This window comes from Streptomyces sp. SudanB5_2050 (assembly GCF_964272335.1).
GTDB lineage: Bacteria > Actinomycetota > Actinomycetes > Streptomycetales > Streptomycetaceae > Streptomyces > Streptomyces rochei.
Genome location: NZ_OZ186760.1, coordinates 6,075,120 through 6,101,517, shown reverse-complemented (window position 1 = coordinate 6,101,517; position 26,398 = coordinate 6,075,120). Strand labels below are relative to the sequence as shown.

At 75.1% G+C, this 26,398-nt stretch carries 28 protein-coding genes; 15 read left to right on the top strand and 13 right to left on the bottom strand.

Annotated elements, in window-relative coordinates:
• Positions 1-10: 10 nt before the first annotated feature.
• A complete protein-coding gene (locus tag ACFZP7_RS27180) occupies positions 11-1,330 on the bottom strand; it encodes a radical SAM protein (protein ID WP_030977526.1) in 1,320 nt (439 codons plus the stop codon).
• A gap of 106 nt (positions 1,331-1,436) precedes the next feature.
• Here ACFZP7_RS27180 and ACFZP7_RS27175 point away from each other — a divergent pair, with 106 nt between their 5' ends.
• A complete protein-coding gene (locus ACFZP7_RS27175) occupies positions 1,437-2,693 on the top strand; it encodes an FAD-binding protein (RefSeq protein ID WP_385636312.1) in 1,257 nt (418 codons plus the stop codon).
• Positions 2,694-2,708: 15 nt separating this feature from the next.
• On the opposite strand, the gene ACFZP7_RS27170 is transcribed toward ACFZP7_RS27175, so the two are convergent.
• The 3 genes from ACFZP7_RS27170 to ACFZP7_RS27160 all read right to left on the bottom strand — a co-directional run bounded on the left by ACFZP7_RS27170 (position 2,709) and on the right by ACFZP7_RS27160 (position 6,327).
• Entirely contained in the window at positions 2,709-3,971 is a 1,263-nt protein-coding gene (locus ACFZP7_RS27170; protein ID WP_019326075.1) for an MFS transporter, read from the bottom strand.
• A gap of 113 nt (positions 3,972-4,084) precedes the next feature.
• The gene (locus tag ACFZP7_RS27165) at positions 4,085-4,612 is read right to left on the bottom strand and encodes a hypothetical protein (RefSeq protein WP_127443575.1); all 528 of its coding nucleotides are present in this window, start codon (positions 4,610-4,612) and stop codon (positions 4,085-4,087) included.
• Positions 4,609-6,327 (bottom strand): PHP domain-containing protein, encoded by a 1,719-nt coding sequence (locus ACFZP7_RS27160; RefSeq protein WP_127443576.1) that lies wholly within the window; start codon positions 6,325-6,327, stop codon positions 4,609-4,611. Before ACFZP7_RS27160 ends, ACFZP7_RS27165 begins: the two co-directional genes overlap by 4 nt.
• Before the next feature lie 161 nt (positions 6,328-6,488).
• Between ACFZP7_RS27160 and ACFZP7_RS27155 the strand changes: the two genes are divergently transcribed.
• A complete protein-coding gene (locus ACFZP7_RS27155; RefSeq protein WP_385636308.1) occupies positions 6,489-7,070 on the top strand; it encodes a TetR/AcrR family transcriptional regulator in 582 nt (193 codons plus the stop codon).
• On the opposite strand, the gene ACFZP7_RS27150 is transcribed toward ACFZP7_RS27155, so the two are convergent.
• From ACFZP7_RS27150 to ACFZP7_RS27120, 7 genes are all read right to left on the bottom strand, one after another.
• The gene (locus tag ACFZP7_RS27150; protein WP_385636306.1) at positions 7,036-7,977 is read right to left on the bottom strand and encodes an isocitrate lyase/phosphoenolpyruvate mutase family protein; all 942 of its coding nucleotides are present in this window, start codon (positions 7,975-7,977) and stop codon (positions 7,036-7,038) included. The two genes, ACFZP7_RS27155 and ACFZP7_RS27150, sit on opposite strands and share 35 nt — an antisense overlap.
• Positions 7,974-8,453, bottom strand: a complete 480-nt coding sequence (locus ACFZP7_RS27145; protein WP_385636305.1) for a hypothetical protein — start codon at positions 8,451-8,453, stop codon at positions 7,974-7,976. The genes ACFZP7_RS27150 and ACFZP7_RS27145 overlap by 4 nt, the downstream gene beginning before the upstream one ends.
• Positions 8,454-8,549: 96 nt before the next feature.
• On the bottom strand, positions 8,550-9,593 hold the full coding sequence (locus ACFZP7_RS27140; protein WP_385636302.1) for a rhamnogalacturonan acetylesterase: 1,044 nt from the start codon (positions 9,591-9,593) through the stop codon (positions 8,550-8,552).
• Positions 9,590-10,672, bottom strand: a complete 1,083-nt coding sequence (locus tag ACFZP7_RS27135; RefSeq protein WP_385636299.1) for a family 43 glycosylhydrolase — start codon at positions 10,670-10,672, stop codon at positions 9,590-9,592. The genes ACFZP7_RS27140 and ACFZP7_RS27135 overlap by 4 nt, the downstream gene beginning before the upstream one ends.
• A gap of 135 nt (positions 10,673-10,807) precedes the next feature.
• Positions 10,808-11,467: a response regulator transcription factor gene (locus tag ACFZP7_RS27130; RefSeq protein ID WP_019326067.1), complete on the bottom strand. Its 660-nt coding sequence runs from the start codon at positions 11,465-11,467 to the stop codon at positions 10,808-10,810.
• Complete coding sequence (locus ACFZP7_RS27125; RefSeq protein WP_385636298.1) at positions 11,464-12,630, bottom strand: sensor histidine kinase; 1,167 nt, start codon at positions 12,628-12,630, stop codon at positions 11,464-11,466. The genes ACFZP7_RS27130 and ACFZP7_RS27125 overlap by 4 nt, the downstream gene beginning before the upstream one ends.
• Entirely contained in the window at positions 12,627-13,469 is an 843-nt protein-coding gene (locus ACFZP7_RS27120) for a CPBP family intramembrane glutamic endopeptidase (RefSeq protein WP_164286659.1), read from the bottom strand. The genes ACFZP7_RS27125 and ACFZP7_RS27120 overlap by 4 nt, the downstream gene beginning before the upstream one ends.
• Before the next feature lie 160 nt (positions 13,470-13,629).
• Here ACFZP7_RS27120 and mmuM point away from each other — a divergent pair, with 160 nt between their 5' ends.
• From mmuM to ACFZP7_RS27090, 6 genes are read left to right on the top strand one after another with little or no spacing between them, the layout of a single operon-like run.
• Positions 13,630-14,538, top strand: coding sequence for a homocysteine S-methyltransferase (gene mmuM, locus ACFZP7_RS27115; RefSeq protein WP_385636295.1), 909 nt, complete (start codon positions 13,630-13,632; stop codon positions 14,536-14,538).
• Between the two features lie 52 nt (positions 14,539-14,590).
• The gene (locus tag ACFZP7_RS27110; protein WP_385636293.1) at positions 14,591-15,523 is read left to right on the top strand and encodes a DUF4129 domain-containing protein; all 933 of its coding nucleotides are present in this window, start codon (positions 14,591-14,593) and stop codon (positions 15,521-15,523) included.
• On the top strand, positions 15,520-16,149 hold the full coding sequence (locus tag ACFZP7_RS27105; protein ID WP_385636292.1) for a hypothetical protein: 630 nt from the start codon (positions 15,520-15,522) through the stop codon (positions 16,147-16,149). The genes ACFZP7_RS27110 and ACFZP7_RS27105 overlap by 4 nt, the downstream gene beginning before the upstream one ends.
• Positions 16,150-16,161: 12 nt before the next feature.
• Positions 16,162-17,163 carry an AAA family ATPase gene (locus ACFZP7_RS27100; protein WP_385636289.1) on the top strand — a complete coding sequence of 334 codons (1,002 nt, stop codon included), beginning with the start codon at positions 16,162-16,164 and terminating at the stop codon, positions 17,161-17,163.
• A complete protein-coding gene (locus ACFZP7_RS27095) occupies positions 17,160-18,506 on the top strand; it encodes a DUF58 domain-containing protein (protein ID WP_385636288.1) in 1,347 nt (448 codons plus the stop codon). The genes ACFZP7_RS27100 and ACFZP7_RS27095 overlap by 4 nt, the downstream gene beginning before the upstream one ends.
• Positions 18,503-19,096 (top strand): hypothetical protein, encoded by a 594-nt coding sequence (locus ACFZP7_RS27090; protein WP_385636285.1) that lies wholly within the window; start codon positions 18,503-18,505, stop codon positions 19,094-19,096. Before ACFZP7_RS27095 ends, ACFZP7_RS27090 begins: the two co-directional genes overlap by 4 nt.
• A gap of 220 nt (positions 19,097-19,316) precedes the next feature.
• Here the strand turns inward: ACFZP7_RS27090 and ACFZP7_RS27085 are convergent, their stop codons facing one another.
• The gene (locus tag ACFZP7_RS27085) at positions 19,317-20,819 is read right to left on the bottom strand and encodes a carboxylesterase/lipase family protein (protein ID WP_385636282.1); all 1,503 of its coding nucleotides are present in this window, start codon (positions 20,817-20,819) and stop codon (positions 19,317-19,319) included.
• A gap of 147 nt (positions 20,820-20,966) precedes the next feature.
• Here ACFZP7_RS27085 and ACFZP7_RS27080 point away from each other — a divergent pair, with 147 nt between their 5' ends.
• The 7 genes from ACFZP7_RS27080 (at position 20,967) to ACFZP7_RS27050 (ending at position 25,721) form a co-directional block, all read left to right on the top strand.
• The gene (locus ACFZP7_RS27080) at positions 20,967-21,314 is read left to right on the top strand and encodes an STAS domain-containing protein (RefSeq protein WP_210902612.1); all 348 of its coding nucleotides are present in this window, start codon (positions 20,967-20,969) and stop codon (positions 21,312-21,314) included.
• A 150-nt stretch (positions 21,315-21,464) separates the two neighbouring features.
• Positions 21,465-22,529: a LacI family DNA-binding transcriptional regulator gene (locus ACFZP7_RS27075; RefSeq protein ID WP_385636279.1), complete on the top strand. Its 1,065-nt coding sequence runs from the start codon at positions 21,465-21,467 to the stop codon at positions 22,527-22,529.
• Positions 22,530-22,615: 86 nt separating this feature from the next.
• Complete coding sequence (locus ACFZP7_RS27070; RefSeq protein WP_385636277.1) at positions 22,616-23,128, top strand: hypothetical protein; 513 nt, start codon at positions 22,616-22,618, stop codon at positions 23,126-23,128.
• Positions 23,125-23,475, top strand: a complete 351-nt coding sequence (locus ACFZP7_RS27065; protein ID WP_030977568.1) for a transcriptional regulator — start codon at positions 23,125-23,127, stop codon at positions 23,473-23,475. The genes ACFZP7_RS27070 and ACFZP7_RS27065 overlap by 4 nt, the downstream gene beginning before the upstream one ends.
• Complete coding sequence (locus ACFZP7_RS27060) at positions 23,472-24,386, top strand: ABC transporter ATP-binding protein (RefSeq protein WP_127441422.1); 915 nt, start codon at positions 23,472-23,474, stop codon at positions 24,384-24,386. The genes ACFZP7_RS27065 and ACFZP7_RS27060 overlap by 4 nt, the downstream gene beginning before the upstream one ends.
• Positions 24,383-25,255, top strand: coding sequence for an ABC transporter permease (locus ACFZP7_RS27055; protein WP_385636275.1), 873 nt, complete (start codon positions 24,383-24,385; stop codon positions 25,253-25,255). Before ACFZP7_RS27060 ends, ACFZP7_RS27055 begins: the two co-directional genes overlap by 4 nt.
• A gap of 61 nt (positions 25,256-25,316) precedes the next feature.
• Complete coding sequence (locus ACFZP7_RS27050; protein WP_062134159.1) at positions 25,317-25,721, top strand: VOC family protein; 405 nt, start codon at positions 25,317-25,319, stop codon at positions 25,719-25,721.
• Here the strand turns inward: ACFZP7_RS27050 and ACFZP7_RS27045 are convergent.
• Complete coding sequence (locus tag ACFZP7_RS27045) at positions 25,701-26,390, bottom strand: helix-turn-helix domain-containing protein (RefSeq protein ID WP_385636273.1); 690 nt, start codon at positions 26,388-26,390, stop codon at positions 25,701-25,703. The two genes, ACFZP7_RS27050 and ACFZP7_RS27045, sit on opposite strands and share 21 nt — an antisense overlap.
• Positions 26,391-26,398: the final 8 nt, after the last annotated feature.

Below are 26,398 nucleotides of genomic sequence, written 5' to 3'. Positions count from 1 at the left end.
CACGGCCGGCTCACACCTCCACGGGCGCGTCCGCGGGCAGGCTGTCCATGAAGGAGCTGACCGAGAACACCGCGTTGCCGGCGCCGGGAGGGCCGTAGCCGGGGGGCGAGGAGAGACCGAAGTCCTCCATGGTCTGGCGGTAGGCCTGGAGGAGACGGATGTGGTACTCCAGCGGGGCGCCGTCCGGGTTGGTCTTGCCGAGCGGGGTGGTGGGCTCGGGGCACCAGGTGGTGAAGCGCGGCGTGATGCCGTGCGACATGAAGAAGCGCAGGCCCTCGGTGGTGGAGTCGATGGCCTCGTCGACCGTCTTGAAGCCGAAGGGCTCGGCCATCTCCACGCCCGCGACGAAGTTGGGGATGACGTTGCGGGCGCCGAAGACCTCGGTGGAGTCCAGGATGCGCCGGTGCCACTCGTCGCGGCCGACGTAGCGCTCCTTGCCGGGGCAGTACATCTTGAACAGGTACTCGTCCCACACCTCGAAGTTGGGGTGGTAGATCTGCACGCCGTAGTCCTTGAAGCGCTGGACGTCCGGCTTGGGCAGGGCCTGGGCGACGACCTTGCCGATCCAGCGGCCGGGGAAGTGCTCCTCGATGGCCTTGGCGTACCGCCCGTAGAAGTCGGCCTCGTCCAGACCCTGGACCTTCGACGTGATCGCGCCGCCGGTGAGGGTGTACGCGGTGGAGATCTTGCCGGTGTCGTACTTGTTGATGATCTCCAGCGCCTCGAGGACCTCGTCGACGTCCTTCACGCCCGTGTACGGCCGGCCGGCGGCCTTGTGCTGGCGCCAGTTGTGGTTGATGTCGCAGTACTGGCACTCCTCCTTGGCGCCGAAGTACTGGCAGACGCGGAAGGCGGTCAGGTAGATCAGGTAGCCCCACTGGATGGTCGGGGCCACCTCCATGACCGACTTCCCGTTGGACAGCTTGTGCCGGTAGTACTCGGGCATGGGCGGCACGCCGACGTCGGCGATCCGCTTGCCGTCCAGGTAGAGGCCGAGGACACCGTCCTCGTTCGCGGCGACGCGGTAGGGCGAGGCGGGGTTCACCCGGACCGAGACGACGGTGCGGCGCAGGTCGTAGGGCCCGCCGGTGAGGATGATCTCCTCGGGCGGGCGGCGCAGGGCGGCCTCGCCCAGCTCGGGCAGGGTGCCGTGGTCGAAGGAGAAGATGAAGTAGGACTTCGGCTTCACCTCGCCGTCCTCGTTGTCGCTCAGCGCCGAGGGGTCGAAGGCGACACCGCCCCGCAGGAGGTCCTCTTTGAAGACGGCCTCGCGCGGTACGTGCGGGAACCGCTCCATCAGATCCTCGACCAGCGCGGTACGGCTGTCCATCCCGTGTCTCCTCCCGGGTCCGGCGTTCGACTTCTCACGGTATGCCCCCGCCGGTGCGGCTTCCCGCGCGGGGGCCCTCCAGACGCGCCGGGTAGGTTTCCGGGGTATGACCGACATCACCGTGACCAACTGGGCCGGCAACATCACCTACACGGCCAAGGAACTGCTCCGGCCGCACACCACGGCCGCGCTGCGGACCCTGGTGGCGGACAGCGCGCGGGTGCGCGTGCTGGGCAGCGGGCACTCCTTCAACGAGATCGCCGAGCCGGGGCCCGAGGGCGTCCTGCTGTCGCTGGCGGACCTGCCCGCCGAGGTGGACGTCGACTCGGCGGCCCGCACCGTACGGGTCGGGGGCGGCGTCCGGTACGCGGAGCTGGCCCGGGTGGTGCACGGCGCCGGGCTGGCGCTGGCGAACATGGCGTCGCTGCCGCACATCTCCGTCGCCGGGTCGGTGGCGACCGGCACGCACGGCTCCGGGGTCGGCAACGGGCCGCTCTCCTCGTCCGTGCGGGAGGTGGAGCTGGTCACGGCGGACGGCTCCACGGTGACGATCGCCCGGGACGAGGAGCGCTTCGGCGGTGCCGTGACCTCGCTCGGCGCACTGGGCGTGGTGACGGCCCTCACCCTCGATCTGGAGCCGGCCTACGAGGTGGAGCAGCACGTCTTCACCGAGCTGCCGCTGGAGGGGCTGGACGCGGCGACGTTCGAGGCGGTGATGTCGGCGGCGTACAGCGTGAGCCTGTTCACGGACTGGCGGGCGCCCGGCTTCCGGCAGGTGTGGCTGAAGCGGCGCACCGACCGGCCGCTGCCCGACTTCCCGTACGCCGCTCCGGCCGCCGAGAAGACGCACCCGGTGCCGGGCATGCCCGCGGTCAACTGCACCGAGCAGTTCGGGGTGGCGGGGCCCTGGCACGAGCGGCTGCCGCACTTCCGCGCCGAGTTCACCCCCAGCAGCGGCGCCGAGCTGCAGTCGGAGTACCTGATGCCGCGCGAGCACGCCCTGGACGCCCTGCGCGCGATGGACGCGATACGGGAGGTCGTGGCGCCGGTGCTGCAGACCTGTGAGATCCGCACGGTCGCCGCCGACGGGCAGTGGCTGAGCCCCTCCTACGGGCGGGACACCGTGGCGGCGCACTTCACCTGGGTCGAGAACACGGCGGCGGTGCTGCCGGTGGTGCGGCGGCTGGAGGAGGCGCTCGCCCCGTTCGCGCCCCGTCCGCACTGGGGGAAGGTGTTCACCACCCCGGCGGACCGGCTGAGCGCGCTCTACCCGCGGCTGGCCGACTTCCGGACGCTGACCCGGGACCTGGACCCGTCGGGGAAGTTCACCAACGCGTTCGTGCGCGAGGTGCTGGCCGGCTGAACCGGCCCGGCGCTCTCAGGCCCGCCCGGCCCGGCGGACCGGGGTGAACAGCGCGGCCACCGCGATCAGGACGCAGCAGGCGCCGGCCACCAGGGCGACCGGTGCGGTGCCGCGCTCCTCCGCCGCCCAGGTGAGCAGGGCCGCGCCGACGGGCGCCGCCGAGTACTGGAGGGTCCAGTAGGCGGCGGTGACCCGGCCGAGCAGATGCTCCGGGGTCACCTCCTGCCGCAGGGACATCGAGCAGGTGCCCGCCATGCCGACACAGGCCAGGAAGGCGGCGCTGAGCAGGGCGACGGTGGGCACGTCACCGGCCCGGCCCAGGCCCGCGAAGGCCAGTCCGCACACGGCCACCGCGCCGGTCCAGGTCCGTCCGAAGCCGAGGAGGCGGCGTGTGCGGGCCACCAGCAGCGCGCCGGTGATGGTGCCGAGGGCGCCGACGGCCATGACGGTGCCGACCGTGCCGTCGTCGTGGCCGAGGTCGTGCTTGAGGTGGTAGATCACCAGGTCGTTCAGGCCGAGGGTGAGGAAGCTGAAGCAGCACAGCAGGACGGTGAGCGCGCGCAGCACCGGGTGCCCGCGCAGGAAGGCGACGCCGGCACGCAGGTCCCGCCACAGTCCGGGGCGCTCGTCCGGCTCCCGGTCGTCGGCGGGGCGGGGCCGGAAGCGGACCAGGGCGACGAGGGCGGCCGAGACGCCGAAGCTGGCCGCGTCCACGCCGACCGCGGCGGCCGGACCGGACCAGGCGGCCACCACACCGGCGCACAGCGGCCCGAGGACCCCCGCCGCGGCGGCGGTGGCGTTGAGGCGTCCGTTGGCCTCGGTGAGCTGTTCGGTGCCGACCAGAGAGCGCACGACGGTGACGTAGCCGACGGCGAAGAACATGCCGACGGCCTCGCACAGCGGCAGGACCGCGTAGAGGAGCCAGACCTGCGGGCCGAGCAGCCACACCAGGGGGATCAGCCCGTACAGGACCATCCGCACGAGGTCGCAGCCGATGAGCAGCCTGCGGCGGTCGACGCGGTCGACGACGGCGCCGGCGAACACGGCGGCGAGGACGGCCGCCGCGCCGCCGGCGGCGGTCAGCAGCCCCATCCGCGCGATCGACCCGGTCGCCTCCAGCACCAGCAGCGGAAGGGCGATCAGGGCGAAGGAGTCGCCGAGGACGGAGAGGGTCTGCGCGGCCCAGAAGACGCCGAAGTCCCGTTCCCGCCACAGCGGGCGGCGGCCGTCGGCGGCTCGGTCGGCGGCGCGCCCCGTGTCCCGTGCCTCGCGGGTCACCGGCCCGCCGCCGTCCGCCGTCGCATGCCGGTCGCCTCCCCGTCGCCCGCTGCCAGGTGCGAGCCCACCTTACGGAGCGGTCGGGGGTGTGCGCAGCGGGGATTTCCGCGCGGTCAGTGGTCCGCGCAGCACGGTGTCGGGTCCGGGTCCTCGAACGGCACCAGGACGCCGCCGACGGCGGGCATGGCGGCCAGGACGAGGCGGCCGTCCCGCCACTGCGGCCGGACGTGCTCCCGGGTCACCAGCAGGGTGTCCGGGGACGGTTCGTCCGGTGTGCCGAGCACGGTCACCCGGTCGATCGCGGAGCGCGCCAGCACCTCGGCGAGGGTGAGCGTGCCGGTGAGGGCGCCGGCGCCCGGGAAGAGGACGGCCCGGCCGGCCTCGTCCGGGGCGCCGTCGCCCACCTCGTACCCCTGCTCGGTGAGCCGGTCCCGGGCGGCGCGCAGGACCGGCTCGTCTTCGGCCGCCAGTGACAGGGCGACGCGCGGCCGGCCGTCCCGCACCAGGTGGGTGCAGCCGAAGACGTCCTCGGGGAGGTCGAGTTCGGCCGCGAGTGCCCGGAGCAGGTGGTCGGCCTCGCGCAGGGTCGTCGCGCCGGTGTCGACGCCGATGGCGTACGGCGCGGGGGCGGTCGGTGTCACGACGGCAGGATCCACACCGGGTTGGAGTAGAACCACAGGTCGCGCCACGGGTCGGCGTCGCCGACGACGTCGATGGCGGGGCCCGCCGGGTCGACCTCGGCGCCCAGTGCGCCGACGGCGGTCCGGTTGCCGTCGGTGCCGCGGGTGCGGAGATAGACGGGGCGGTCGACGCGGCCGAGGTCGTAGGTGAGGCGGACGGTGCCGGAGTCCTTGTTCACCTCGTACGACTTGACCACCCGGGCGGTCGGCGCGGTGAAGGTGTCCTTGTCGGCGACCGGGCCGGTCACGTCGCCCTGGACGACGTCGACGCGGGCCAGCTTCGGGGTGAACCCGGCCCAGTTGGGGCCGCCGGCCAGGGCGACGTCCACGGTCAGGGTGACCCGGGTGCCCTTGCGGACGTGCAGGGCGCCGCCGAGGGTGGCCCAGCGGCCGCCGCCCGAGACGCGGACGTCGAGGCCGCTGATGAGCTGGCCGTGGTCGACCCAGATGCGGCCGGCGCGGATGCCGTCCATGACGGCGGCGTAGGAGAAGCCGTCGGAGCCGACGTGGGTGCGGCTGTACTGGCCCGGCCAGTAGTCGCCCTGGGTGACGTCGATCTTCCCGGCGTATACCGGGTCGTCGTAGCGGCCGTTGGCGTTGAAGTCGCCGCCGCCGCGCGCGGCGGTGTCGGCGTACACCTGGTGGGAGTCGGAGTTGGCGGTGATCCACCAGGGCCGGCCCTCGGCGAGGAGGCTGTCCCACAGGCCGCCGACGGTGGCGGTCATCCAGTCGAAGCCGCCCCAGGTGCGGTAGCTCTCCAGCGGGTAGCCGGGGAAGGAGTTGGCGCCGGGGCTGCCGTCGTAGATGCCGCGGGCGCGGCCCATGCCGAGCGGCTCGGGCAGGCCGGCGGCCTGGTGGCCGGGGGCGCCCTCGAAGCCGACGGCGATCTGGTGGTCGCGGGAGGTGGCGTCGCGCCAGGCGCGGATCTCGTGCGGGGAGTCGATGCCCTTGCGCGCCGGGTGGTTGGCGAGCATCAGGGCGTCCTTGACCTTGCGCCGCTTCACCTGGTCGGCGAGGAAGGACAGACCGGCGACGGCGAGGGCCTCGTTGGCGGGCGTGGAGTCGGTGGCGCCCTTGACGCCGCCGTCGTAGTCGGTCTCGAACTGCTTGAGGACGGAGACCTCGTTCTTGCCGGGGTGGACGAAGACGGTGCCGTGCTCGGCGGCCGGGATGTTCCACTCCAGGCCCTGGAAGACGAGGGTGTCCCCGTAGGCGTCACGGGCCTCGCGGATGTCCGGGTTGACCTTCTCGACGCCGATCTTGGCGTGGGTGACGCTGCCGTGGTCGGTGATGACCAGCCAGTCCATGCCGTGCCGGGCGCCCTGGCGGACCTGGTCGACGACGCGGTACTTGCCGTCGCTGCTGTACTGGGTGTGGATGTGGTGGTCGCCGGCCAGCCAGAGGAAGCCCTTCTTGCGGCGGCCGTTGCCCGCGGCCTGCGCCGGGGCGGCGCCGGCGGTCTGGGTGAGGACAGTGCCGGCGGCGAGTCCGGCGCCGAGCAGGCCGGCACGGCGCAGCAGGCTCCGGCGGGACTGCTGTTCGGGGCTCAGGGCCTCGTCGGGGACGGACGTGTCGAAGGCCGCGGGCAGGGCCTGCGCCCCGGCGTGGTCGTGGTCGTGCGGGTGTGCGTGTCCGTGGTGGTGATGGCCGTGCGTGTGGCCGTGTCCGTGACCCATGAAGCCCCTCCTGGAAACCGCCGCCGTACGCGGCTCCGAGGAGAATCGGCGCGGAAGGTGAACGTTGAACGACTCGGAGGTGAGCCCCGTATGCCCGGCCGCCCGCCCTAGCATGAAACCTAGGAGCCCTAGGAATGTCCGGGAAGCAGGGAAGGTGGCGCATGCCCCGAGCGGGTCTTACGACCGACCGTGTCGTCGCGGCCGCCGCCGACCTCGCCGACGCGACCGGCTTCGACAACGTGACGGTCTCCGCGCTCGCCCGCCACTTCGGCGTGAAGGACGCGAGCCTGTACACGCACGTGCGGAACCTGCGGGAACTCCGCGTCCGGGTCGCGCTGCTGGCCGGCGGCGAGTTGATCGACGAGATCGCGGCGGCGGTGGCCGGGCGGGCCGGCAAGGAGGCGCTGGCCGCCTTCGCGGGCGCCTACCGCTCCTACGCCCTGCGCCACCCCGGCCGTTACGCCGCGACCCAGATCCGCGTGGACCAGGCCCTCGTCGCCGACTCCCCCGCCCTGCGCCGCACCGCCGAGATCACCCACGGCATGCTCCGCGCCTACGGCCTCACCGAACCCGACCTCACCGACGCCGTGCGCCTGTTGCGCAGCACCTTCCACGGCTACTGCTCCTTGGAGGCCACCGGCGGCTTCGGCGCCCCGCGCGACGTACGGGCGTCCTGGGACAAGGTGGTCGAGGCCCTGCACGTGACCCTCACCCACTGGCCTCGCGAGGGGGCCCGGGGCTGATCGCCCCCGGCCCGGAGCCGGCCGTCCCCGGCCCGGGGTTCACCGTCCCCGGCCCAGGGCTCGCCGTCCCCGGCCCGGGGTTCACCGTCCCCAGCGCCCGCACCTCGGCGTAAGCGGGGGCCGCGCCGCCCGGTGTCCGCCCGGCGCGCACGTCCTCCACCGCCTCCAGGGCGGCCCCCAGGGCCCTCCGGTAGAGGAACGAGCCCAGGCTGACCCGGCTCACGCCGAGGTCGGCGAGGTGCGGGACGGTGGGTCCGGCGGGGGTGAGCAGGACGTTCAGCGGGAGGCCGCCGAGGTGGGCGGCCAGCTCCCCGATGGCGCCGGGGTCGGCGAGGCCGGGGACGAAGACCCCGTGGGCGCCGGCCTCGCGGTAGGCGTCGAGCCGGCGCACGGTCCGCGCGAAGGAGCCGTCGCCGCACCAGTACGTGTCCGTGCGGGCGTTGACGAACAGGCCGGGGGCCGCCGCCCGCACCGCGGCGATCTTTGCGGCGTGCCGGTCGGCGGGGCCGAGGGCGTCCTCCAGGTTGACGCCGACGGCGCCGGCCGCCGCCAGCTCCCGCGCGAACTCCCCCACCTCCTCGGGGTCGTCGCTGAAGCCGTCCTCCGCGTCGACGGTGAGCAGGAACGGGCCCGGGCCCAGGGTCCGGGCCAGCCGCAGCGTCCCGTCGCGGGTCGCCGACGCCCCGTCCGGCAGCCCGGCCGCCGCCGCGACGCCCAGACTGGTCGTGCCGACCGCCCGGAACCCGCGCCCCGCGAGGGCGAACGCCGAGGCATGGTCCCAGGCGCACGGCAGGAGCAGCGGCTCACCGGGACGGTGCAGGCCGGCGAAGGCAGCGGCGTCCGGCGGCGCGGCGGCCGTGGGGGGCCCGGCGGCGGGCTCGGTGGTGGGCTCGCCCGGAGCCGTCACGACAGGTCACCCACCGCGTCGGCGTAGTACACCGACTCCTCCAGGTGCGCCGCCAGTCGGCGAAAGCTCCAGCCCTCGCCGGGCGAGTGGTCCAACTGCTCCTCGGTGAGCGCGTCCAGGCGGTTGGCCCAGATCCGGGCGAGCCGGGTGAGGCGGCTGCGGGCCTCGTCGAGGTCCTCCTGGGTGAAGGGCGCGCGGTCCGCCTCCGTGGTGACCGTGGAGGCGTGCCAGTGGTCGGGCTGGGTCTCCTCCCCCGCCAGCCGGGCCTCCAGCTCCGCGAGGTGGTCGACCAAGTGGTCGGCGACCCGGCGGATCGCCTTGTGCGGGGTGTAGACGCGGCCGTCGACGTGCGCCGGCCGCCCGTCCCAGCGGGTCCAGGTGGCGGCGAGGGCGAGGACGTGCTCGACCATGCCGGTGACGGTGCCGGCGGGGGTCACGGGTGCGCTGGTGGCGGTGTCGGTGTCGGTGTCGCTCATGCCCGCGACGCTACGGGCCCGTCGTTTCGGCACCGGCCGAACCGTTCTCGCCGTACCCGGTGGCCCGCGGCCGGGTGTCCGCCGCGGGCCACGCGCTCAGCCGGGCCGTACGGCGCCGCGCGGCACGAGGTGCTGGGCGACGAGTTCGTCCCGGACCAGGCCCGCGTAGACGGTGGCGCCGTGGGCGGAGGTGTGGGTGTTGTCCCGCTTCTCGTCGTAGAGGTAGAGCGACTTGGAGCCCTCCACGCCGAGCGACTCCACCAGCGCCTTGGTCTTCGCGGTCAGGTCGATCAGCGGCACGTCCCGGGCCGCGGCGACCGCGCGGACGACGGCCGGATGGTCGACGCCGAGGCCGTTGACGAGCAGGGCGGTGTCGTTGTCCAGGGTGCCGTCGGCGCCGAACCAGCGGCGCACGACCGGCGTCACGAGGACCGGACGTCCGCCGCGCTCCCGGACACCGGCCACCAGCGTCTCCAGGTTCGCCCGGTAGGTCGGCCCGTCGGTCGTCTTGTCGTTGTGCGCGAGCTGGACGAGCACCAGGTCACCGGGGCGGACGAGCCGCCGCACCGTGCCCCACATCCGCTCGTCGGCCAGGTAACTGACCGTGCTCTCGCCCGAGTCGGCGTGGTTGGCGACGGACAGGCCCTTGCGCAGGTACTGCGGCAGTTGCTGGCCCCAGCCGGAGTACGGCGCGCCCGGCTGGTCGCAGACCGTGGAGTCCCCGACGAGGAGGATCTGCCGGGCGTGCCGCGCCGGGGTGACCCGGACGGCGGCGACGGCGGGGGCCGGTCCGCCGATCGTCAGGTCCAGGCCGGGGCTGCCGGCGGGCCCGGCGGGTTCGCCCTCGGGGGTGCGGACGTCCACGGTGAAGCTGCGGGCGACCCGCTCGCCGGGGGCGGTCGCGGTCTCCGGCAGCAGGGACCTCCGGGTCTCGCCGGTGAGTGAGGTACGGGCGGCTTCCTCACCGCCGAGCAGCACCGTCACGTCGTACGTGCCCGGCGGGACGTCGAAGTGGCAGGCGGTGGCCGTGCACTCGCCCGTCGCGGGGACGCGGCCCTGGGCGGCCCGGGCGGGTACGGCCGTCAGGGCGCCGGCGGCCAGGGTGGCGGCCACCAGCGCGGCGGCGGCGACGCGTCTCACGCGCGGCCCCGCGCCGTGTCGGCGACCGGGACGCCGAAGTCCGGTGTGCCGTCCGCCTTCCAGCCCAGGCGCTGGACGCGGGTGTGGCGGTTGGGGTCGTCGAGGGGGTCGCCGTCGATCTCCTTGTACTGGCGGGCGTGGTAGACCAGCACGTCGGTGCGGCCGTCGCGGTCCACGGTGAAGCAGTTGTGCCCGGGGCCGTACTGACCGGTGGTCTCGTTGCTGGTGAAGACCGGGACCGGGGACTTGGACCAGCTGCCGGGGTCCATCAGGTCGGCGTCCGCGTCGGCGGTGAGCAGGCCCATGCAGTAGTTGGCGTCGGTGGCGCTGGCCGAGTAGGTCATGAACACCCGTCCGTTGCGGGCGAGGACGGCCGCGCCCTCGTTGACCTTGAAGCCGACGCACTCCCAGTCGTACTCGGGCGTGGACAGGCGTATCTGGGGGCCCTTGAGCGTCCAGGGGTTCGCCATCTCGGACAGCCACAGGGCGGTGTTGTTGTCCATGCCGGGTTCGTGCTGGGCCCAGGCGAGGTAACGGGTGCCGCGGTGGGTGAAGGTGGTGGCGTCCAGGGAGAAGGTCTCCCAGGCGGTCTTCACCTGGCCGCGCTCCACCCAGGTGCCCCGGAACGGGTCGCGGTGGGCGTTCTCCAGGACCCAGATGCGGATGTCCCAGACGCGTTCGGCCGGCGCGGCGGCGAAGTAGATGTACCACTTGCCGTCGACGCGGTGCATCTCCGGCGCCCAGATGTGGGCTCCCATGTCCCCGGTGGTGTGCTTGCGCCAGACGACCGACTCGCGGGCGGTGCCGATGCCCTGGAGGGTGCGGGAGCGGCGCAGGACGATGCGGTCGTACTCGGGCGCGGTCGCCGTGAAGTAGTAGAAGCCGTCGGTGTGGCGGCGGATGTGCGGGTCGGCGCGGTTGCGGACCAGCGGGTTCACGTACGGGGCCGCCTCGCCGGGTGCGGCGGCGGCGACGGCGGGGACGGCCGACAGGGCTCCCGCGGCCACGGCGCCCTTCAACAGCAGGCGTCGGCCGGGGACTGCGGGCTGGACGGGCTGCGCTTCGTCGGCGCGGCTCATGCGGGCTGCCTCTCGACGGGGAGTCCGGCACGCTACGTTCGGCATACCGAACGCCATCTGTGATGACGAACGCCGAAAAGGTAAGGGGGTGACGGGGGAAGGTCAACGGGTACGGCACCGCGCCCGCGCGGCGCCTCAGGTCACCAGGCCGTGCCGGTAGGCGTAGACGACGGCCTGGACGCGGTCGCGCAGGCCGAGCTTGGTGAGGATGCGGGACACGAAGGTCTTGACCGTCTCGTGGCTGATGACGAGGGCCGCGGCGATCTCGCTGTTGGACAGGCCGTCCGCGATGAGCCGCAGGACCTCCAGTTCACGGGGTGTCAGCGGGATGTCCCGGGCGTCGCCCTCGGCGGGCCGGATGCGGGCGGCGTACCGGCCCACGAGCTTGCGCGTCACCTCGGGGTCCAGCAGCGCCGCGCCCATGGCCACGGTGCGGATGCCGTGCAGCAGCCGGTCCGGCGGCGCGTCCTTGAGCAGGAACCCGCTGGCTCCCGCCCGCAGCGCCTCGTAGACGTACTCGTCGAGGTTGAACGTCGTGACCACGAGCACCTTGACGGGGTGCTCCACGCCCGCGCCGGCCAGCAGGCGGGTGGCCTCCAAGCCGTCGAGCACCGGCATGCGGATGTCCATCACCACGACGTCCGGGCGCAGTTCGCGGGCGAGGTCGACCCCGGTCCGCCCGTCCCCGCACTCGCCCACGACCTCCAGGTCGGGCTGGGCGTCGACGATCGTCGACAGCCCCGTGCGGATCAGTGCCTGGTCGTCGCAGATCAGCACCCGGACCGGCGCGCTCATGACGTGCTCCCTCCGCCCCCGCCGGGTATCCGGGCCCGGACGACGAAGCCGCCGCCCTCCACCGGGTCCGCGCTGAACTCGCCGCCCAGCACGCCGACCCGCTCCCGCAGACCGGCCAGCCCCCGCCCGCTTCCGCCGGGGGACCCGGCCCCCGTACCGGAGCCGTCCGTGCCCACCTCCACCGTGATCTCCCGTTCCCCGTGCCGCACCAGGACCGAGGTCCGGCCGCCGTGGTCGTACTTGAGGGCGTTGGTCAGGGCCTCCTGCACGACGCGGTAGGCCACCAGATCGGAACTGCCGGTCGCCGCCGCCGGGGTGCCCTCCTCGGTGAACTCCACCGGCTGCCCGGCCCGGCGCGTCTGCTCGACCAGCGTGAGCACCCGGCCGACCGGTGGCGTCCGGGGCTCGGCGGTGCCGTGGTCGGGGTTGAGGAGGTCGAGCAGGTGCCGCAGGTCGGTGATGGCCCGCCGGCCGGTGTCGCTGACGGCGGCCAGCGTCGCGTCGAGCCGGTCGGGGGCGGCGGTCAGGTAACGGGCCGCCTCGGACTGCACGACCATCGCCGTCACATGGTGGGTCACCACGTCGTGCAGTTCGCGTGCGATGCGGGCGCGTTCGGCGTTGCGCGCGTCCTCGGCGGCACGGCCGCGGCGTTCGGCCTCGGCGGCCCGGACGGAGCGCATCCACGCGCCGATGCCCCACGCGAGGGCCAGCGCCAGGTAGAACGCCACGAACTCGACCACCGATTCGCCCGTGCCGCGCCGGTACAGCTCCACCGACAGGACCGCGAACGCCACGGAGGCGACGACCGCGGTGGCGCGCCGGAACCTCTCCAGGTACGACCCCGCGCTGATCAGCGCGATGGGCAGTGCGGTGCCCGCGAAGAGGTGGTAGCCGCGCAGCTGGTCGACGGCGAAGCCGAGCGACACCAGGGCGACGCAGACGAGCGGCCACCGCCTGCGCACGGCCAGCGGCAGGCACTGGAGGACGGCCGCCACCCCGGCCAGCGCGTCGCCGGGGCGGGTCGGCAGGCCGCCGACCTCCGTGCCCTGACCGCGGAGCGCCGGCAGGAGCGAGGCGACGAGGAGCAGCACCCCGAGCGGGAGGTCCCGGACCGTGACGTCGAGCCGGCGCCACAGTTCCGGGACCCGTCGGCGATCGATCACCGGGGAAGTGTAGCCGCGGGGCCGGCGCCCGCGGCACGCCGCCGGGAGCCGAACCGCACGATGTTCCCGCGCCGGTGCGCCAGCCACAGGAACACCAGCGTCAGCAGCGCTCCGAAGCCCACCGAGTACACGCTGCCCTCCGGTCCGAAGTCGCCGCCGGTGAGCAGCTTCGGGCCCGACATCGCGGCGTCGAGCAGCCCCTGGTTGTCCCCGTTGCCGGAGACCACGGTGCTGAAGACGCCGGCCGCGGCGAAGTTCCAGCCGAAGTGCACGCCGATCGTCAGCCACAGGTTGCGGGTGGCGGCGTATGCCGCGGCGAGCATGAAGCCGGCCTCGACGGCGATGGCGACGGCGCCCCACAGGGTGGCGTCCTCGTTGAGCAGGTGCGAGAGCCCGAACACCACGCCGGTCAGCCCCAGCGCGAGGTAGGTGCCGATGTGCTCCTCGATGATCCGGAACAGCACCCCGCGGTACACGACCTCCTCGGTCGCCGCGGCACCGGCCATGAAGCCGACCAGCCCCACCGCGCCCTGCACCGAGCCCAGTCCCTCGACCTCGTAGTGCCCGGAGGTCCAGAGGTTCACGATGACGGCCGAGAACATCCCGACGCCGATCAGCGTCCCCCAGCCGGCCTTGGCCGCCGCTCCGTCCAGGGCCACGTCCAGGGCCTGGCGGCGCTCGGTCCTGCGCACCACCCACGCGTACACGAACACCACCAGCGCCGCCGCGGTGAGACCGACGACCAGGGTGAGCCAGTCGTTGTCCTTCACCGCGTTGATCGAGACGCCGCCGACGGCGTACGCCGCCAGCACGGCCAGGAACTGCCAGACGAACCTCACGGAAACCCCTTCTCCGGGCCGCGGCCGGTGTGCCGCGAACTGCACCCGACGCTACGGATCGGGCGGCCCCGGATCGTCACCTCACGGTGGACACCTCGCCGTAGCTCGCACGGGGGACAAGCCCCCGGGGCCGCGCCGCCCGGCTGGCTAACCTCATGCCATGACCAGCGACTTCGCCGACGCCCTCGCCTCCGGCCGCCCCCTCGTGCTCGACGGCGGCATGTCCAACCAACTGGAGTCGGCGGGCCACGACCTGAGCGACGACCTGTGGTCGGCGCGCCTGCTCGCCGAGGACCCGGAGGCGCTTGTCAAGGCGCACCTCGCCTACTTCGAGGCCGGCGCCGACGTGGCGATCACGGCGAGCTACCAGGCCACGTTCGAGGGGTTCGCCCGGCGCGGGACCGGCCGCGAGCGCGCCGCCGAACTCATGGCGCTGAGCGTCGAGTCGGCGCGGGAGGCGGCCCGCCGGGCCCGGACGGACCGCCGCCTGTGGGTGGCGGCGTCGGCGGGTCCCTACGGGGCGATGCTGGCGGACGGCTCCGAGTACCGGGGCCGCTACGGGCTGACGGTCGCGGAGCTGGAGCGCTTCCACCGGCCCCGGCTGGAGGCACTGGCCGCCGCCCGGCCGGACGTGCTCGCGCTGGAGACCGTCCCCGACACCGAGGAGGCGGCGGCGCTGCTGCGGGCCGTGCGCGGTCTGGGCGTCCCGGCCTGGCTGTCGTACACCGTCGCGGGCGGGCGCACCCGTGCGGGCCAGCCGCTGGAGGACGCCTTCGCGCTGGCCGCGGACGCGGCGGAGGTGGTCGCGCTGGGCGTGAACTGCTGCGCCCCCGAGGACGTCTCCGGCGCCGTGGAGACCGCCGTCCGCGTCACCGGGAAGACGGTCGTCGTTTACCCCAACAGCGGAGAGTCCTGGGACGCTGAGGCCCGGTCGTGGAAGGGGCGTTCGTCCTTCGACGCCCGGCAGGTGCGCCGGTGGCGGGCGGCCGGGGCACGGCTGATCGGCGGCTGCTGCCGGGTGGGGCCGGAGACGATCGGGTCCGTGGCGACGGCACTGGCACCGGTGTGACCGACTGTGATGAACTGACGTTCGGGGACGACGTGTTCGGCTGGGGGGCGACGTGGAACACGCGGGACGGGCACGGCGGCGGGCGGCGCCCGGTCCGGTGGTCGCCTTCGGGGTGGTCGCGGTCCTCGCCGTCGCCGCGCTCCTGCTGCGGCCCCCGGGAGAGCTGCTGCCGGCCGGCAGGGGGCCGCTGGGCGAGTGGGGCATCGTCGCCATCGGGTCGGCCCTCGCCTGGTCGATCGCTACCGCGCGGATCGTCCGCCACCTGCGCCCGCGGTTCCACTCCTACGGCGTCACGCTGTCGCCGGGCGAGGAGCGGCTGCGGGAGATCGCCGCGCCCCTGCTGCTCGCCGGGACGGGCGCCGTCGGCTTCCTGGCCCTGGCCATGCACCGCTTCTCCAGCGGTGACCCGGAGCCCGCCCCGGCGCCGGTCCCCCCGACACCGGTCCCGCCGCCCGCCGACGGCGCGCCGCTGCCCGACGCGGACCCCGGGGGCTCGGGCCTCCCGACGCTGCCGCTGTACCTCGTGCTCGGCGTGGCGGGAGCGGTCGTGGTCGTCCTGGTCGCGGTGGCCGTCGTCCGACGGCTGCGACGCCTGGAGCTGAGGGTGCCGCACCGCCCCGGGCTCGCCTCCCCGGTGACCGGGGAGGACGACGCGCGGCTGCTGCTGTCCGCCGTGCGTTCGGGCCGTCGGGCCCTGGCCGGCGCCGGGGACGCCCGCGCCGCCGTCATCGCCTGCTACGCCGCGATGGAGGACGCCCTCGTCGCGTCCGGGGTGGAGCGCCGCGCCTCCGACAGCCCCGCCGACCTGCTCGCCCGCGCCGTCGAGGCGGGCCTCGCGCCCGGCCCGGCCGCGCCCCGCCTGGCGGCGCTCTTCCGCGAGGCCCGGTTCTCCTCGCACCCGATGGACGCCGCGCACCGCGAGGCCGCGTCCGACGCGTTGGAGGAGATCGCCTCGCTGCTCGGGGACGCGGAGGGCGCGCGGTGAACCGGCCGGCGCGGGAGGCGGCGGCGGACACCCCGGGAGGGAACCTGCTCAGCCCGGGCCGGCTCGGGCTGCTCGGCGGCGCGGTCGCCGGCTCCGGTGTCCTGCTGGTGCTGCTCCTCGACGGGGCGGAGGCGGCCGGCGCCCTCCTGGTCCTGCTGGCCGTGGTGGCGCTGCTCGTGGCCCGGTACGCCGTCGGGGCCGACGCGCTCGACCACGGCCGCCGGGAGGAGGTGCGGCTGCTCGGGACGCGGGCGCCCGGCATGGGCGAGTGGCGGCGGAACGTGGCGACCGCGACCGGGCCCGACGGCGCCCTCTACTACCGCGCGGTGCTCCGGCCCGAGTTGCGCCGCCTGTACGCCGCCGCGCTCGCCGAGCACCACCACGTCTCGCTCGACCGGCAGCCCGAGCGGGCCGCGGAGCTGATCGGCCCGGAGCTGTGGCCGTGGCTCGGGCCCGTGCCCCCGGCGACCGGCCCCGACGGCGAGGTACCCGTCGACGTACTGCGCCGCCTCGTCGACCGGCTCGAAACGCTCGGCGCACACCGCACCCGCGCCGACTCCCCGGGCGCGCACCCCCCCCCCCCCCCCCCCCCCCCCCCCCCCCCCCCCCCCGAACCGCACCGGTAAGGAACAAGCGACGTGACGACTGACCCCACGCCCCGCCTCCGCACCGCCGAGCAGGTCGGCGAAGAGGCCGGCGCCGTACTGCGCGAGATGGGCCGCGCCGTCGTCGGCAAGCAGGACGCCCTCGAACTGGTGATGCTGGGCGTGCTGGCCGGCGGCCACGTCCTGGTCGAGGACCTGCCGGGGCTCGGCAAGACCCTCCTGGCGCGGTCCTTCGCCACCACCCTCGGCCTGAACTTCCGCCGCATCCAGTTCACGCCCGACCTGCTGCCCTCCGACGTCACCGGGACGCCGCTGTACGACCGGCGCACCGGCGAGATGGTCTTCCACCCCGGCCCGGTCTTCACCCACCTCCTGCTCGCCGACGAGATCAACCGGACGCCGCCCAAGACCCAGGCGGCGCTGCTGGAGGCGATGGCCGAGTCGCAGGTCACCGTGGACGGCGAGACCCGGCCGCTCGCCGACCCGTTCCTGGTCATCGCGACCGCCAACCCGGTCGAGTACGAAGGCACCTACTCGCTGCCCGAGGCGCAGCTCGACCGGTTCCAGCTGCGCGTGCGAATGGGCTATCTGACCGCCGGTGAGGAGCGGGCGATGCTGCGGGCCCGGATCGACCGGGCGGCGCCCGAGGCCGTGCTCGACAGGCTGGCGGGGCCGGCTGACGTCGTGGCGTGGCGGGCCGTCGTGGAGCGCGTGGAGATCGACGACGACCTGCTGGAGTACGCCGTGGCGCTGGTCGGCGCGACCCGCGACCATCCCCAGATCGGCATCGGCGCCTCGCCGCGCGGCGGACTGGCCCTGGTGCAACTGGCGCGCGCCCGCGCGGTGCTGGACGGCCGCGACTACGTCGTCCCGGAGGACGTCAAGGGCCTCGCCGTGCCCGCGCTGGCGCACCGGGTGTCGCTGCGCCCGGAGTTGTGGGTGCGCGAGGTGTCCACGGACGACGTGCTGCGCGAGATCGTCGACAGCGTGCGCACGCCGACGACCCGGCGCACGGCCGCCACCGTCTCGTCGTGACCGCGCCCGCTCCCGCGCCGCCGCCGGACGCCGGCGTGATCCGTGCCCTGGAGGGGCGCACCGTCCCGGCGCAGCCGCCTCCCCCGCCGCCCGCCGGGCCGCGCCCGGGCGAGCGGACGCTGCGCCTGCTGACCGTCGCCGTCGTGGCGCTGTCCGCCGCGCTGCTCACCGGACGGGCGTGGCTGCTGGCCCTCGCGGCGGCGCCGCTGGTGCTGCTCGCCCTGGCGCTGCCCCGCGCGTACGTCCGGCGCGTCGAGACCACGGCGACCGTCGAACCGGGCCGCTGCTTCGAGGGCGACGCGGTCACCCTGCGGATCTCCGTGGCCCACGACGGGGACGCCGTCCGCCTCGACCCCGGCGTCACGCTCGGCCCGGGCCTGCGGCTCGACGAGGTCGTCGTCGGTCCGTCCACGGTGACGCTGCGCCACACCGCGCTGCGCTGGGGCCGCTGGTCGCTCGGGCCGGTGGACCTCGACGTGTACGACGCCGGGGGCACCGTGCGCCGCACCGTGCGCGTCGAGGCGCTGGACGTGGCCGTGTTCCCGCACGCCGCGCAGGCCCGGTTCACACCGATCCCGGTACGGCTGCCGCAGCGGCTCGGCGAACACGCCGCACCGCAGGCCGGGGAGGGGGTCGAGGTGGTCGGGGTGGGTCCCTGGGTGCCCGGGGAGCGGCAGCGGCGCATCCACTGGCCGTCGACCACCCGGCGCGGGTCGGTGCAGCTGCACCGGTTCGCGGCCGAGCGGGCCGCCGACACGGTGATGCTGATCGACGCCTTCGGGGACGTCGTCGACCCGGTGACCGGTCTGTCCTCCCTGGACGAGACGGTGCGGGCGGCCACCGGACTCGCCCGGGCCTACCTGCGCACCCACGACCGGGTGGGGGTCGTCTCGACCGGCGGCACCACGCGCTGGCTGGCACCGGGCACCGGGGACGCGGCCTTCTACCGCATCGTGGAGAGCGTCCTGGACGTCCGCAAGGACCGGCGGTTCGACGCGCCCGGCCTGGAGCGGCTGCCGCCGCCCGCGCTGCCGGAGGGAGCGCTGGTGTACGTCTTCACCCCGTTGAGCGACGCGCGGGTCCTGAAGGTGCTGCGGGACCTCCGGTCGCGCGGGCGCCGCCCGGTCGTCGTGGAGATCCCGAGCGGCGACCCGCGGGTCGAGGACGGGGACGAGGCGGGCGGGTTGGGGCGGCGCCTGTGGCACGCGGACCGGGACGCGATGCGCTTCGCCCTGCGGGACAGCGGGGTGCCGGTGCTGCGGCACGTGGTGGGCGAGTCGTTGGACCTGGCGCTGGCCCCGCTGTCGGCCGGACGGGTCGGCGGAAGGGGGCGGGCGGGATGACGGCACTCGAGACCCGGGTCGGCCTCCGCGCGTACCTGGCGTACTGGGTCACCACCCTGCCGGCGCGGGTCCTCGCGGCGGCGGCCGTGGTGGCGGCCTGGCGGCCGTGGGCGACGGTGAGCGGGGCGGGGGACGCGGTCCTGCTCGCCTGCGCGGTGGCCTTCGCGCTCTGGGCGGCCCCGTCGCCGGACCGGCGGCCGTCACGGGAGTCCACCCGCTGGTCCCACCTGCTGCTGCGGCACCGGACGACGGTGTCGGCGTCCGGCGTGGTGGTGATCGCGGCGGCCGGCGACCCCTCCCGGTGGGAGAGCGCCTGCGTGGCCGCACTGCTGGTGGCCCATCTGGTGACGAGCGAGACGTGGCCGTGGCGGTGGGGGCGCGGGACGGCACGCGTGTGGGCGGAGGCGGCGGCGGCCTGCGCGGGCGCCGGGGTGGTCCTGACGGCGTCGGCGGTCCCGGTGGACGACGCCGGCTCCGGCCTGGGGCGCGTGATCGCCGCCGGGGTGATCGTGGGGTCGGCGGTGGTCGGGGGCGGGGTGCTGCGCGCCCGGTGGCGGGGGCGGGACGCGGGAACGCCTGAGCTCCGTTGACGAAGTGGCCGTGGGCCGGGAGAACGGGTGGCCCGGGTCCGCCGGTCCCTCGGGCCGGCCGCGTACGCGTCCGGCACGCGGTGGGGGCCGGGACCTGGACGACGCTTCGGCCGACGTGTCCTCCAGGGCTGTGGGGGTGACCGCACCGCCGTCGCCGGGCGCGTACCCGGCGGGCGGCTGACCGCGAACCCGGCTCGGTCACCCGTCGCCGGCGGCACCGTCACCGTCGCGCCGGCGACCCGGACCGCATGGCTCGCACGGCGACGTCGGCCTTCCACAGGTCGAACTCCGCGTCGCGCGGACCGTACGCCGTGTGCGGGGCGCCGTCCCCGAAGACCCGCACGGGGTGGGTGGCGTCCCACGCCCGCCACCCCGGGTCCCCGGTCTCGACGAACCGCACCCACGCCCCGTGCATCGCGTCGGCCAACTCCTGCGGAGCACCCTCGCCCGCGAGCCGGCGGGAGTCCGGCCGGTCACCGGAGTCGAAGACGAACCCCAGCTCCAGGGCGTGGCAGGCGCCGAGGCCGGGCAGGCCGGACGGCCAGGCGAACTCGTAGACGTACGACGCGCCGGGCCGCGCGTCGGCCACCCGGTGCAGCGGGACGCGCAGCAGGTGGTCGGTGACCAGTTGGCCCACGGTCTCGGCGGCACCCGCGCCGGGGCGCAGCGCGCGGTAGCCGCGCACGACCTCGTTGCCGCAGTGGCAGCGGGCCCGCGCCCCGGCGAGGGCGACCGCGCCGAGCCGGTCGACGCGTTCGAGGAGGCCGCCGGGGACCAGCCACAGCCGGTACTCGTCGCGGGTCCAGCCCATCATCAGGTCGACGCCCGGTGCCGCGTCGTTCTCCACCAGCGCCTCGAGGGGGTCGACCGGCAGCACGTCGCCGTCGACGACGATCCCGAAGGCGGGGCCGCCGAGGACGGGGCTGCTGAAGCGCCCCACCTCGGCCTGGGCGCGCAGCAGCGCACCCCGGTCGGCGGCGGCGAACGCCTCCGCGGTGGCCGGGATCTTGAGGCGGGAGGCCATGCGGCGGACCATCCGCCGTACCTTGTCGCGGTCGGACGCCTCGGGGGCGCCGCTCTGGAGCACGGCCCGTCGGAAGAGCCCCCGGGCCCGCGGGGCGGCGAGGAGGGCGCCGGTGCTGATGGCCCCGGCGGACTGGCCGGCGAGGGTCACCCGGTCGGGGTCGCCGCCGAAGGCCGTGATCGAGTCCCGCACCCACTCCAGGGCGGCGAGCTGGTCGCGCAGGCCGGCGTTGGCGGGGGCGTCCGGGAACAGCCCGTAGCCCTCGACGCCCAGCCGGTAGTTGACCGATACGCAGACCACTCCGTCACGGGCGAAGGTACTGCCGTCGTAGACGGGGACGGCGGAGGAGCCCCTGGTCAGGGCGCCGCCGTGGAGCCACACCAGGACCGGCAGCCGGGCGCCGGGGCCCGGATGGGGGGTCCAGACGTTGAGATTGAGGCAGTCGTCGCCGGGGATCTCGGGGTCGGAGAGGTACCGGGCGAACGCCTCGGAGTACGGCGGCTTGGGTGCCGTAGGACCGAACCCGGCCGCCTCGCGCACTCCGTCCCAGGGTTCGGGCGGCTCCGGCGGCCGGAAGCGGCGGGGCCCGAAGGGGGGTGCGGCGTAGGGGATGCCGCGGAAGACGGCGACGCCCTGCTCGTACCGGCCGCGTACAGCCCCGTGGGGAGTGGGAACCACGGGATGTCTCTGCCCTGCCATCACGCGCTCACCAGCCCTTCTCCGCGCCGTCGCGCCGCTCAAGCCAGAGCGTCGCGGCGCGGAGAACTATTCCGTCCTACCGGCTCGGCGCCACGGGTGGACAATGGGAGACACGTCCGCCCGCAAAGTGCTGCCGAGGAGGCCGTCGTGACCGTCGACCGTCGTCGCTCCAGCCCGACGCCCACCGCGCCCGTGAGGATCGCCGAGGCGGACGGGCGGCACGCCGTGCTGGCCTTCGCCGGCGACCTGGACGCCCCCGCGCTGCGCGTCCTGGAGGAGCTGCTGCTCGATCACCGGCTGCGGGAGCCGACCGCCTGGACGCTGGACATGTCCGCCCTCGACCACATCGATCTGGCCTGCGCGTACGCGCTGCTGCGCGCGGTCACCGGAACGCCGGAGAGGGAGGTCGCGATCACGGTGCGCGGGGCCCGTCCGGCCGTCCACCGCACCTTGCGGCACGCCGGAGTGGACACCGTCGTGACCTTCGCGCCCTGACCGGCCGCCCGTCGCCGTCCCTCCCCGGTCTTCCCGCGCGGGTGCGCCGAACCTAGGATAGGAAGCGCTTTCTAAGATCGCGCCCTCCCTGCCGCGCTTGTGCCGCGCTTTCTGTCCCGGGCCCCGGACGGGCCGAGAGGTGGTTGCCCGATGGTCCGTACGGCGAGTGCGAGCACGTCGGCCGGGCCGACGCTCGCGGTGGTGGCCCGGGAGGCGGGGGTCTCGGTGCCCACCGCCTCCAAGGTGGTCAACGGACGCGAGGACGTGGCGCCCGAGACCCGCCGGCGCGTCACGGAGGCGCTGGACCGGCTCGGCTACGTGCGCCGCCCCCGCTTCGACACCGCGCGGGCCCCCAGGTTGGTCGACCTCGTCGTGCACTCGCTGGACAGCTCCTGGTCGGGAGCGGTGCTGCGCGGGGTGGAGGAGGCGGCGTACGACGCGGGGCTGGAGGTGGTCGTCTCGGCGGCCCTGGACCGGCCGCGGCCCGAGGCGCCGAGGTCGCCCCGGGCGGAGCGCGGCTGGCTGGACAGGTTCGTCGCGCGCGGTTCGGAGGGGGCGCTGTTCAACCTAGCCCGGCTGACCCCCGTCCAGTACGCCGCGCTGGCGCAGCACCGCGTCCCCTTTGTCCTGATTGACCCGGCGGTGGAGCCGCCGCCGGGCGTGGTGTCGGTGGGCTCGGCGAACTGGCAGGGCGGCGTGACCGCGACGGAGCATCTACTGCGCCTCGGACACGAGCGGATCGCCGTGGTCGCCGGGCCGCGGCGGGAGCTGTGCGGCGGCGCGAGGGTCGCCGGCTACCGGTCCGCCCTGACCTCCGCGGGCGTGCGGCACCGCCCCGAGTACGTGCGCCACGCCGGCTTCGACCGGGCCGCCGCCCGCCGCCGCACCCGTGACCTGCTGGACCTGCCCGTCCCGCCGACGGCCATGTTCGCCTGCTCCGACGCCATGGCGCTCGGCGTGTACGAGGCGCTGGCCGAGCGGGGGCTGACGGTGCCCGACGACATGAGCGTGGTCGGCTTCGACGACCTCCCCGAGGCCCGCTGGGCCGCCCCGGCGCTGACCACGGTCCGCCAGCCGTTCTCCGACATGGCGGCCACCGCCCTGCGCCTGCTGCTGCGACTGAGGGACGGCCACCGTCCGGAGAGCACCCGCACGGAGCTGTCGACCCGTCTGGTGGAGCGGGCGAGTACGGCCCCGCCGCGCGACGGCCGGTGAAGCGTGCCCCTCGACTTGCCCACCGGGAAAGCAACCGATAACTTTCCCGGCAGGAAAGTTGTGATGGGGACACGCACGGGGAGGCGGTGACCGTGAGCACACCGGTCGATGCCGAACAGGCATGGAGGGACCTGCAGCGCATCCGGGTGCCGCAGGAGAGGGTGTACGACGAGGTCGAGCGGGCGGCGTCCGGCGGTCCCGGCGCGACCTGGGCGACGGCGGCGCTCATGTGGGTCTTCCTGGCCGGCCTGGGACTGGAGCCGCCCACGTGGGGGGTCTGGCTGGCCCTCGCCGGGTACCTGCTGGTGCTGGGCGCGCTGGCCCGGGCGTACCACCGCAGGAGCCAGGTGCGGCTGCACCGCTCCCGCTGCGACTGGCGGATGTTCGCGGGCTTCGTCGCCGGGGCGGTGGTGACCGGGGGGACGATCCTGCTGTCCGGCCGCCTGGTCGAGCCGCTGGCGCCGGTGACGGGCGCGCTGATCCAGGCCACCGTCTCCGCGGCGGTGTTCGTCCTGTTCGTCGGGCCGATGACCCGGTGGTCGACCGGCTCGCTGCGCGGCCGGGGCGGGTCTTCGGCCGGCGAGGGGGCGGGCCGGTGAGCACTCCCGCCGGATTCGACGAGCTGATCCACCCCGCGACCCGGCTGTCCGTGGTCGCCCTGCTCGCCGCCACCGAATGGGCGGACTTCGCCTTCGTCCGCGACAGCCTCTCGCTCAGCGACTCCGCGCTCTCCAAACAGCTCCACACCCTGGAGGAGGCCGGGTACCTGGAACTGCGCAAGGAGGGCGGCGGCCGCAAGCGGCGCACCCGGGTGAGGCTCACGGACCGCGGGCGCGCCGCCTTCGAGGGACACGTGGCGGCGCTCCGGGCGATCGTCGACGGCGCCGGGGGCCCCGCCGCCCCCGCCCCGGCGGACCGGCCGCTCCCCACGAAGGCCGCCCGATGACGCGGCGACCGGTCCCCGCCCACGACGTCGTCGTCGAGGCCCGGGACGTGACCATGGCCTACGGCGACGTCGACGTACTGCGCGGCGTCGACCTGGACATCCACCGCGGCGAGGTCTTCGCCCTGCTCGGTCCGAACGGCGCCGGGAAGACCACCACCGTGGAGATCCTGGAGGGCTTCCGGCGGCGCTCGGCCGGAGACGTCCGGGTCCTCGGCGCCGACCCGGAGCGCGGCGACGACGCCTGGCGGGGCCGGCTCGGGCTGGTCCTGCAGTCCTGGCGGGACCACCCCCGCTGGCGGGTCGCCGAACTGCTCGCGCACTTCGCGACGTACTACCCCGACCCGCGCGATCCGGCCGAGCTGCTGGCCCTGGTGGGGCTCACCGGCCAGGCCGGCCGGCAGGTGAACCGGCTGTCCGGCGGCCAGCGACGGCGGCTGGACGTGGCCCTCGGCATCGTCGGCCGCCCCGAACTCCTCTTCCTCGACGAGCCGACCACCGGCTTCGACCCCGAGGCCAGGCACGAGTTCCACCTGCTGGTGGAGCGGCTGGCCCGCGAGGAGGGCGTCACCGTCCTGCTCACCACCCATGACCTCGCCGAGGCCGAACGGCTGGCCGACCGGATCGCCATGCTGGTCGGCGGCCGCATCCGCGCGCTGGGCACCCCCGCCGAGCTGGCCCGCCGGGCCGCCGCACAGGCCGAGGTCCGTTGGACGGCCGACGACGGGACGCCCCGCCGCGAACACACCGCGGACCCCTCACAACTCGTCTGGGAACTCCACCGGGACGCCGACGGCCCGATCGCCGGCCTGGAGGTCCGCCGCCCGACCCTGGAGGACACCTATCTGCACATGGTGAAACGGGCGGCCGACGGAACGGACCAGGCCGAGGACGAGGAGGCACGGGCCGCATGAAGGGAACCCGCATGACGCGCTACCGGCGCGCCGGTCTCCAGCGGGGCCGGATCGAACTGCGCCAGCTCCTGCGCAACCCGAAGGAGCTGTCCGGCCACCTGACCAACGTGGCCGTCGCGGTGGCCGTGGCCGCCTTCATCAGTGAGGACGTGCCCGGCACCGGGACCCCGATGGCCCACCTGACGCTGGCCGGCTTCGCGGCCTACCTGCTGTTCCAGGTCGGGCTGGTCAACCTCCCGCAGATCCTGGTGACCGAGCGGGAGGAAGGCGCCCTGCTGCGGCTGCGCGCCACACCGGGAGGGATTCCGGCCTACCTCATCGCCAAGTGCGTGCTGGTGCTCGCCACGGCGGTCGGCACGCTGGCGCTGCTCCTGCTGGCGGGGGCCGTCCTGGTGGACGGGCCCGTGCCGCGCGGGGTGGCCGGCTGGCTGACGCTGCTGTGGGTCACCGCACTCGGATTGCTCGCCGTCGTGCCGCTGGGCGCGGCCATCGGCGCGGTGCTGCCCAACCCGCGCGAGGCACTGGCGCTGATCATGCTGCCCGTGATGGCGCTGCTGATCATGTCCGGGACGGTGTTCCCGATCACCACGCTGCCCGTGCCGGTCCAGCAGGTGGCCTCCGTCTTCCCGCTCAAGTGGATGGCGCAGGGGCTGCGTTCGGCGCTGCTCCCGGACGCGGCGCGGGCCGCCGAACCGGCCGGCTCCTGGGAACTGCCCATGGTCGCCCTGGTCCTGACCGCGTGGGCCGTCCTCGGCTTCCTCCTCGCAATCCCCCTGCTGCGCCGCGCCGCCCGCCGCGAGTCCGGCTCCCGCCTGAGCGCACGCCGACGGAAGGCGGCCCGGAGCGGCGCGATGCCCGCGCAGGGCTGAGCCGGACGCGGTGTCCGATTCCTTCAAGACGGCTCCCGGCCGCCCCGCCTACGGTGGCTCCATGACCGCACGATTCGACGCCATCGGCCTCGTCGTCTCCGACATGGCCGCCTCCGTGACCTTCTACCGACGGCTCGGTTTCGCCTTCCCCGAGGGCGCCGAGCGGCAGCCGCACGCCGAGGCCGATCTGCCGGGCGGCATCCGGCTGATGCTCGACACCGAGGAGTCCGTCCGCTCCTTCACCCCGGGATGGGAGCCGCCGGCGGGCGGCGGGCGGCACTCGCTCGCCCTGCTGTGCGACACGCCCGCCGAGGTGGACGCCTTCTACGAGGAGTTGACCGGCGCCGGCTGCCACGGCGAGCGCAAGCCCTGGGACGCCCCCTGGGGCCAGCGGTACGCCGTCGTCAACGATCCCGACGGCCACGGCGTCGACCTCTTCGCGCCGCTAGCCGTGCCGGGCGAGTAGCTCGCCGGGCGGCACCCCGGCCAACTCCCGGACGTCCCGTGCCAGGTGTGCCTGGTCGGCGTAGCCGGACCGGACGGCGGTCTCGGCGAGGGACGTGCCGGCGCGGGCGAGGGCGAGGGCGCGCTGCAACCGCAGGACGCGCGCCAGGGTCTTGGGGCCGTAGCCGAACGCGGTGAGCGCGCGGCGGTGCAACTGGCGTGCGCTCAGTCCCAGTTCGTCGGCGGTGGCGGCGACCGGGCGGCCCGCGTCGAGGGCGGCCACCAGGCGGCCCAGCAAGGGGTCCGGGGGTTCGGTGTCGGCCGCCCGGGACATCGCGGCCTCCTCCAGGCCGGTCGCCGGGTCGGGGGCGGCGTTCACCCGGGCGGTCAGCCGCCTGACGCGGGCGGCCGGCCAGAGGTCGTCGAGACCGACGCGGCGGTCGCGCAGTTCGCGGGCGGGGACGCCGAGGAGGGCGGGCGCGGTGCCCGGCGGGAAGCGCACGCCGGCCCAGGCGCCGGAGGAGCCCGCGGTGAGGTGGGCGCGGGTGTCGGGGCCGGCGACCAGCAGCCGGCCTTCGTGCCAGAGCAGGTCCATGCAGCCGTCGGGCAGGACCCGCCCGCTGCCGGGCACGGTCGGGGTGTGGGTCCACACCACCGCGCCGGTGAGCCGGGACGCCCGTTCCGCGTACACGCCGGCCA

What these genes read in the sequence shown, in the direction of transcription:
- ACFZP7_RS27180 (WP_030977526.1), bottom strand. Translation starts at nt 1,330, where the DNA reads ATGGACAGCCGTACCGCGCTGGTCGAGGATCTGATGGAGCGGTTCCCG.
- ACFZP7_RS27175 (WP_385636312.1), top strand. Translation starts at nt 1,437, where the DNA reads ATGACCGACATCACCGTGACCAACTGGGCCGGCAACATCACCTACACG.
- ACFZP7_RS27160 (WP_127443576.1), bottom strand. Translation starts at nt 6,327, where the DNA reads ATGGGTCACGGACACGGCCACACGCACGGCCATCACCACCACGGACAC.
- ACFZP7_RS27155 (WP_385636308.1), top strand. Translation starts at nt 6,489, where the DNA reads ATGCCCCGAGCGGGTCTTACGACCGACCGTGTCGTCGCGGCCGCCGCC.
- ACFZP7_RS27145 (WP_385636305.1), bottom strand. Translation starts at nt 8,453, where the DNA reads ATGAGCGACACCGACACCGACACCGCCACCAGCGCACCCGTGACCCCC.
- ACFZP7_RS27135 (WP_385636299.1), bottom strand. Translation starts at nt 10,672, where the DNA reads ATGAGCCGCGCCGACGAAGCGCAGCCCGTCCAGCCCGCAGTCCCCGGC.
- ACFZP7_RS27130 (WP_019326067.1), bottom strand. Translation starts at nt 11,467, where the DNA reads ATGAGCGCGCCGGTCCGGGTGCTGATCTGCGACGACCAGGCACTGATC.
- mmuM (WP_385636295.1), top strand. Translation starts at nt 13,630, where the DNA reads ATGACCAGCGACTTCGCCGACGCCCTCGCCTCCGGCCGCCCCCTCGTG.
- ACFZP7_RS27090 (WP_385636285.1), top strand. Translation starts at nt 18,503, where the DNA reads ATGACGGCACTCGAGACCCGGGTCGGCCTCCGCGCGTACCTGGCGTAC.
- ACFZP7_RS27085 (WP_385636282.1), bottom strand. Translation starts at nt 20,819, where the DNA reads ATGGCAGGGCAGAGACATCCCGTGGTTCCCACTCCCCACGGGGCTGTA.
- ACFZP7_RS27075 (WP_385636279.1), top strand. Translation starts at nt 21,465, where the DNA reads ATGGTCCGTACGGCGAGTGCGAGCACGTCGGCCGGGCCGACGCTCGCG.
- ACFZP7_RS27060 (WP_127441422.1), top strand. Translation starts at nt 23,472, where the DNA reads ATGACGCGGCGACCGGTCCCCGCCCACGACGTCGTCGTCGAGGCCCGG.
- ACFZP7_RS27055 (WP_385636275.1), top strand. Translation starts at nt 24,383, where the DNA reads ATGAAGGGAACCCGCATGACGCGCTACCGGCGCGCCGGTCTCCAGCGG.
- ACFZP7_RS27050 (WP_062134159.1), top strand. Translation starts at nt 25,317, where the DNA reads ATGACCGCACGATTCGACGCCATCGGCCTCGTCGTCTCCGACATGGCC.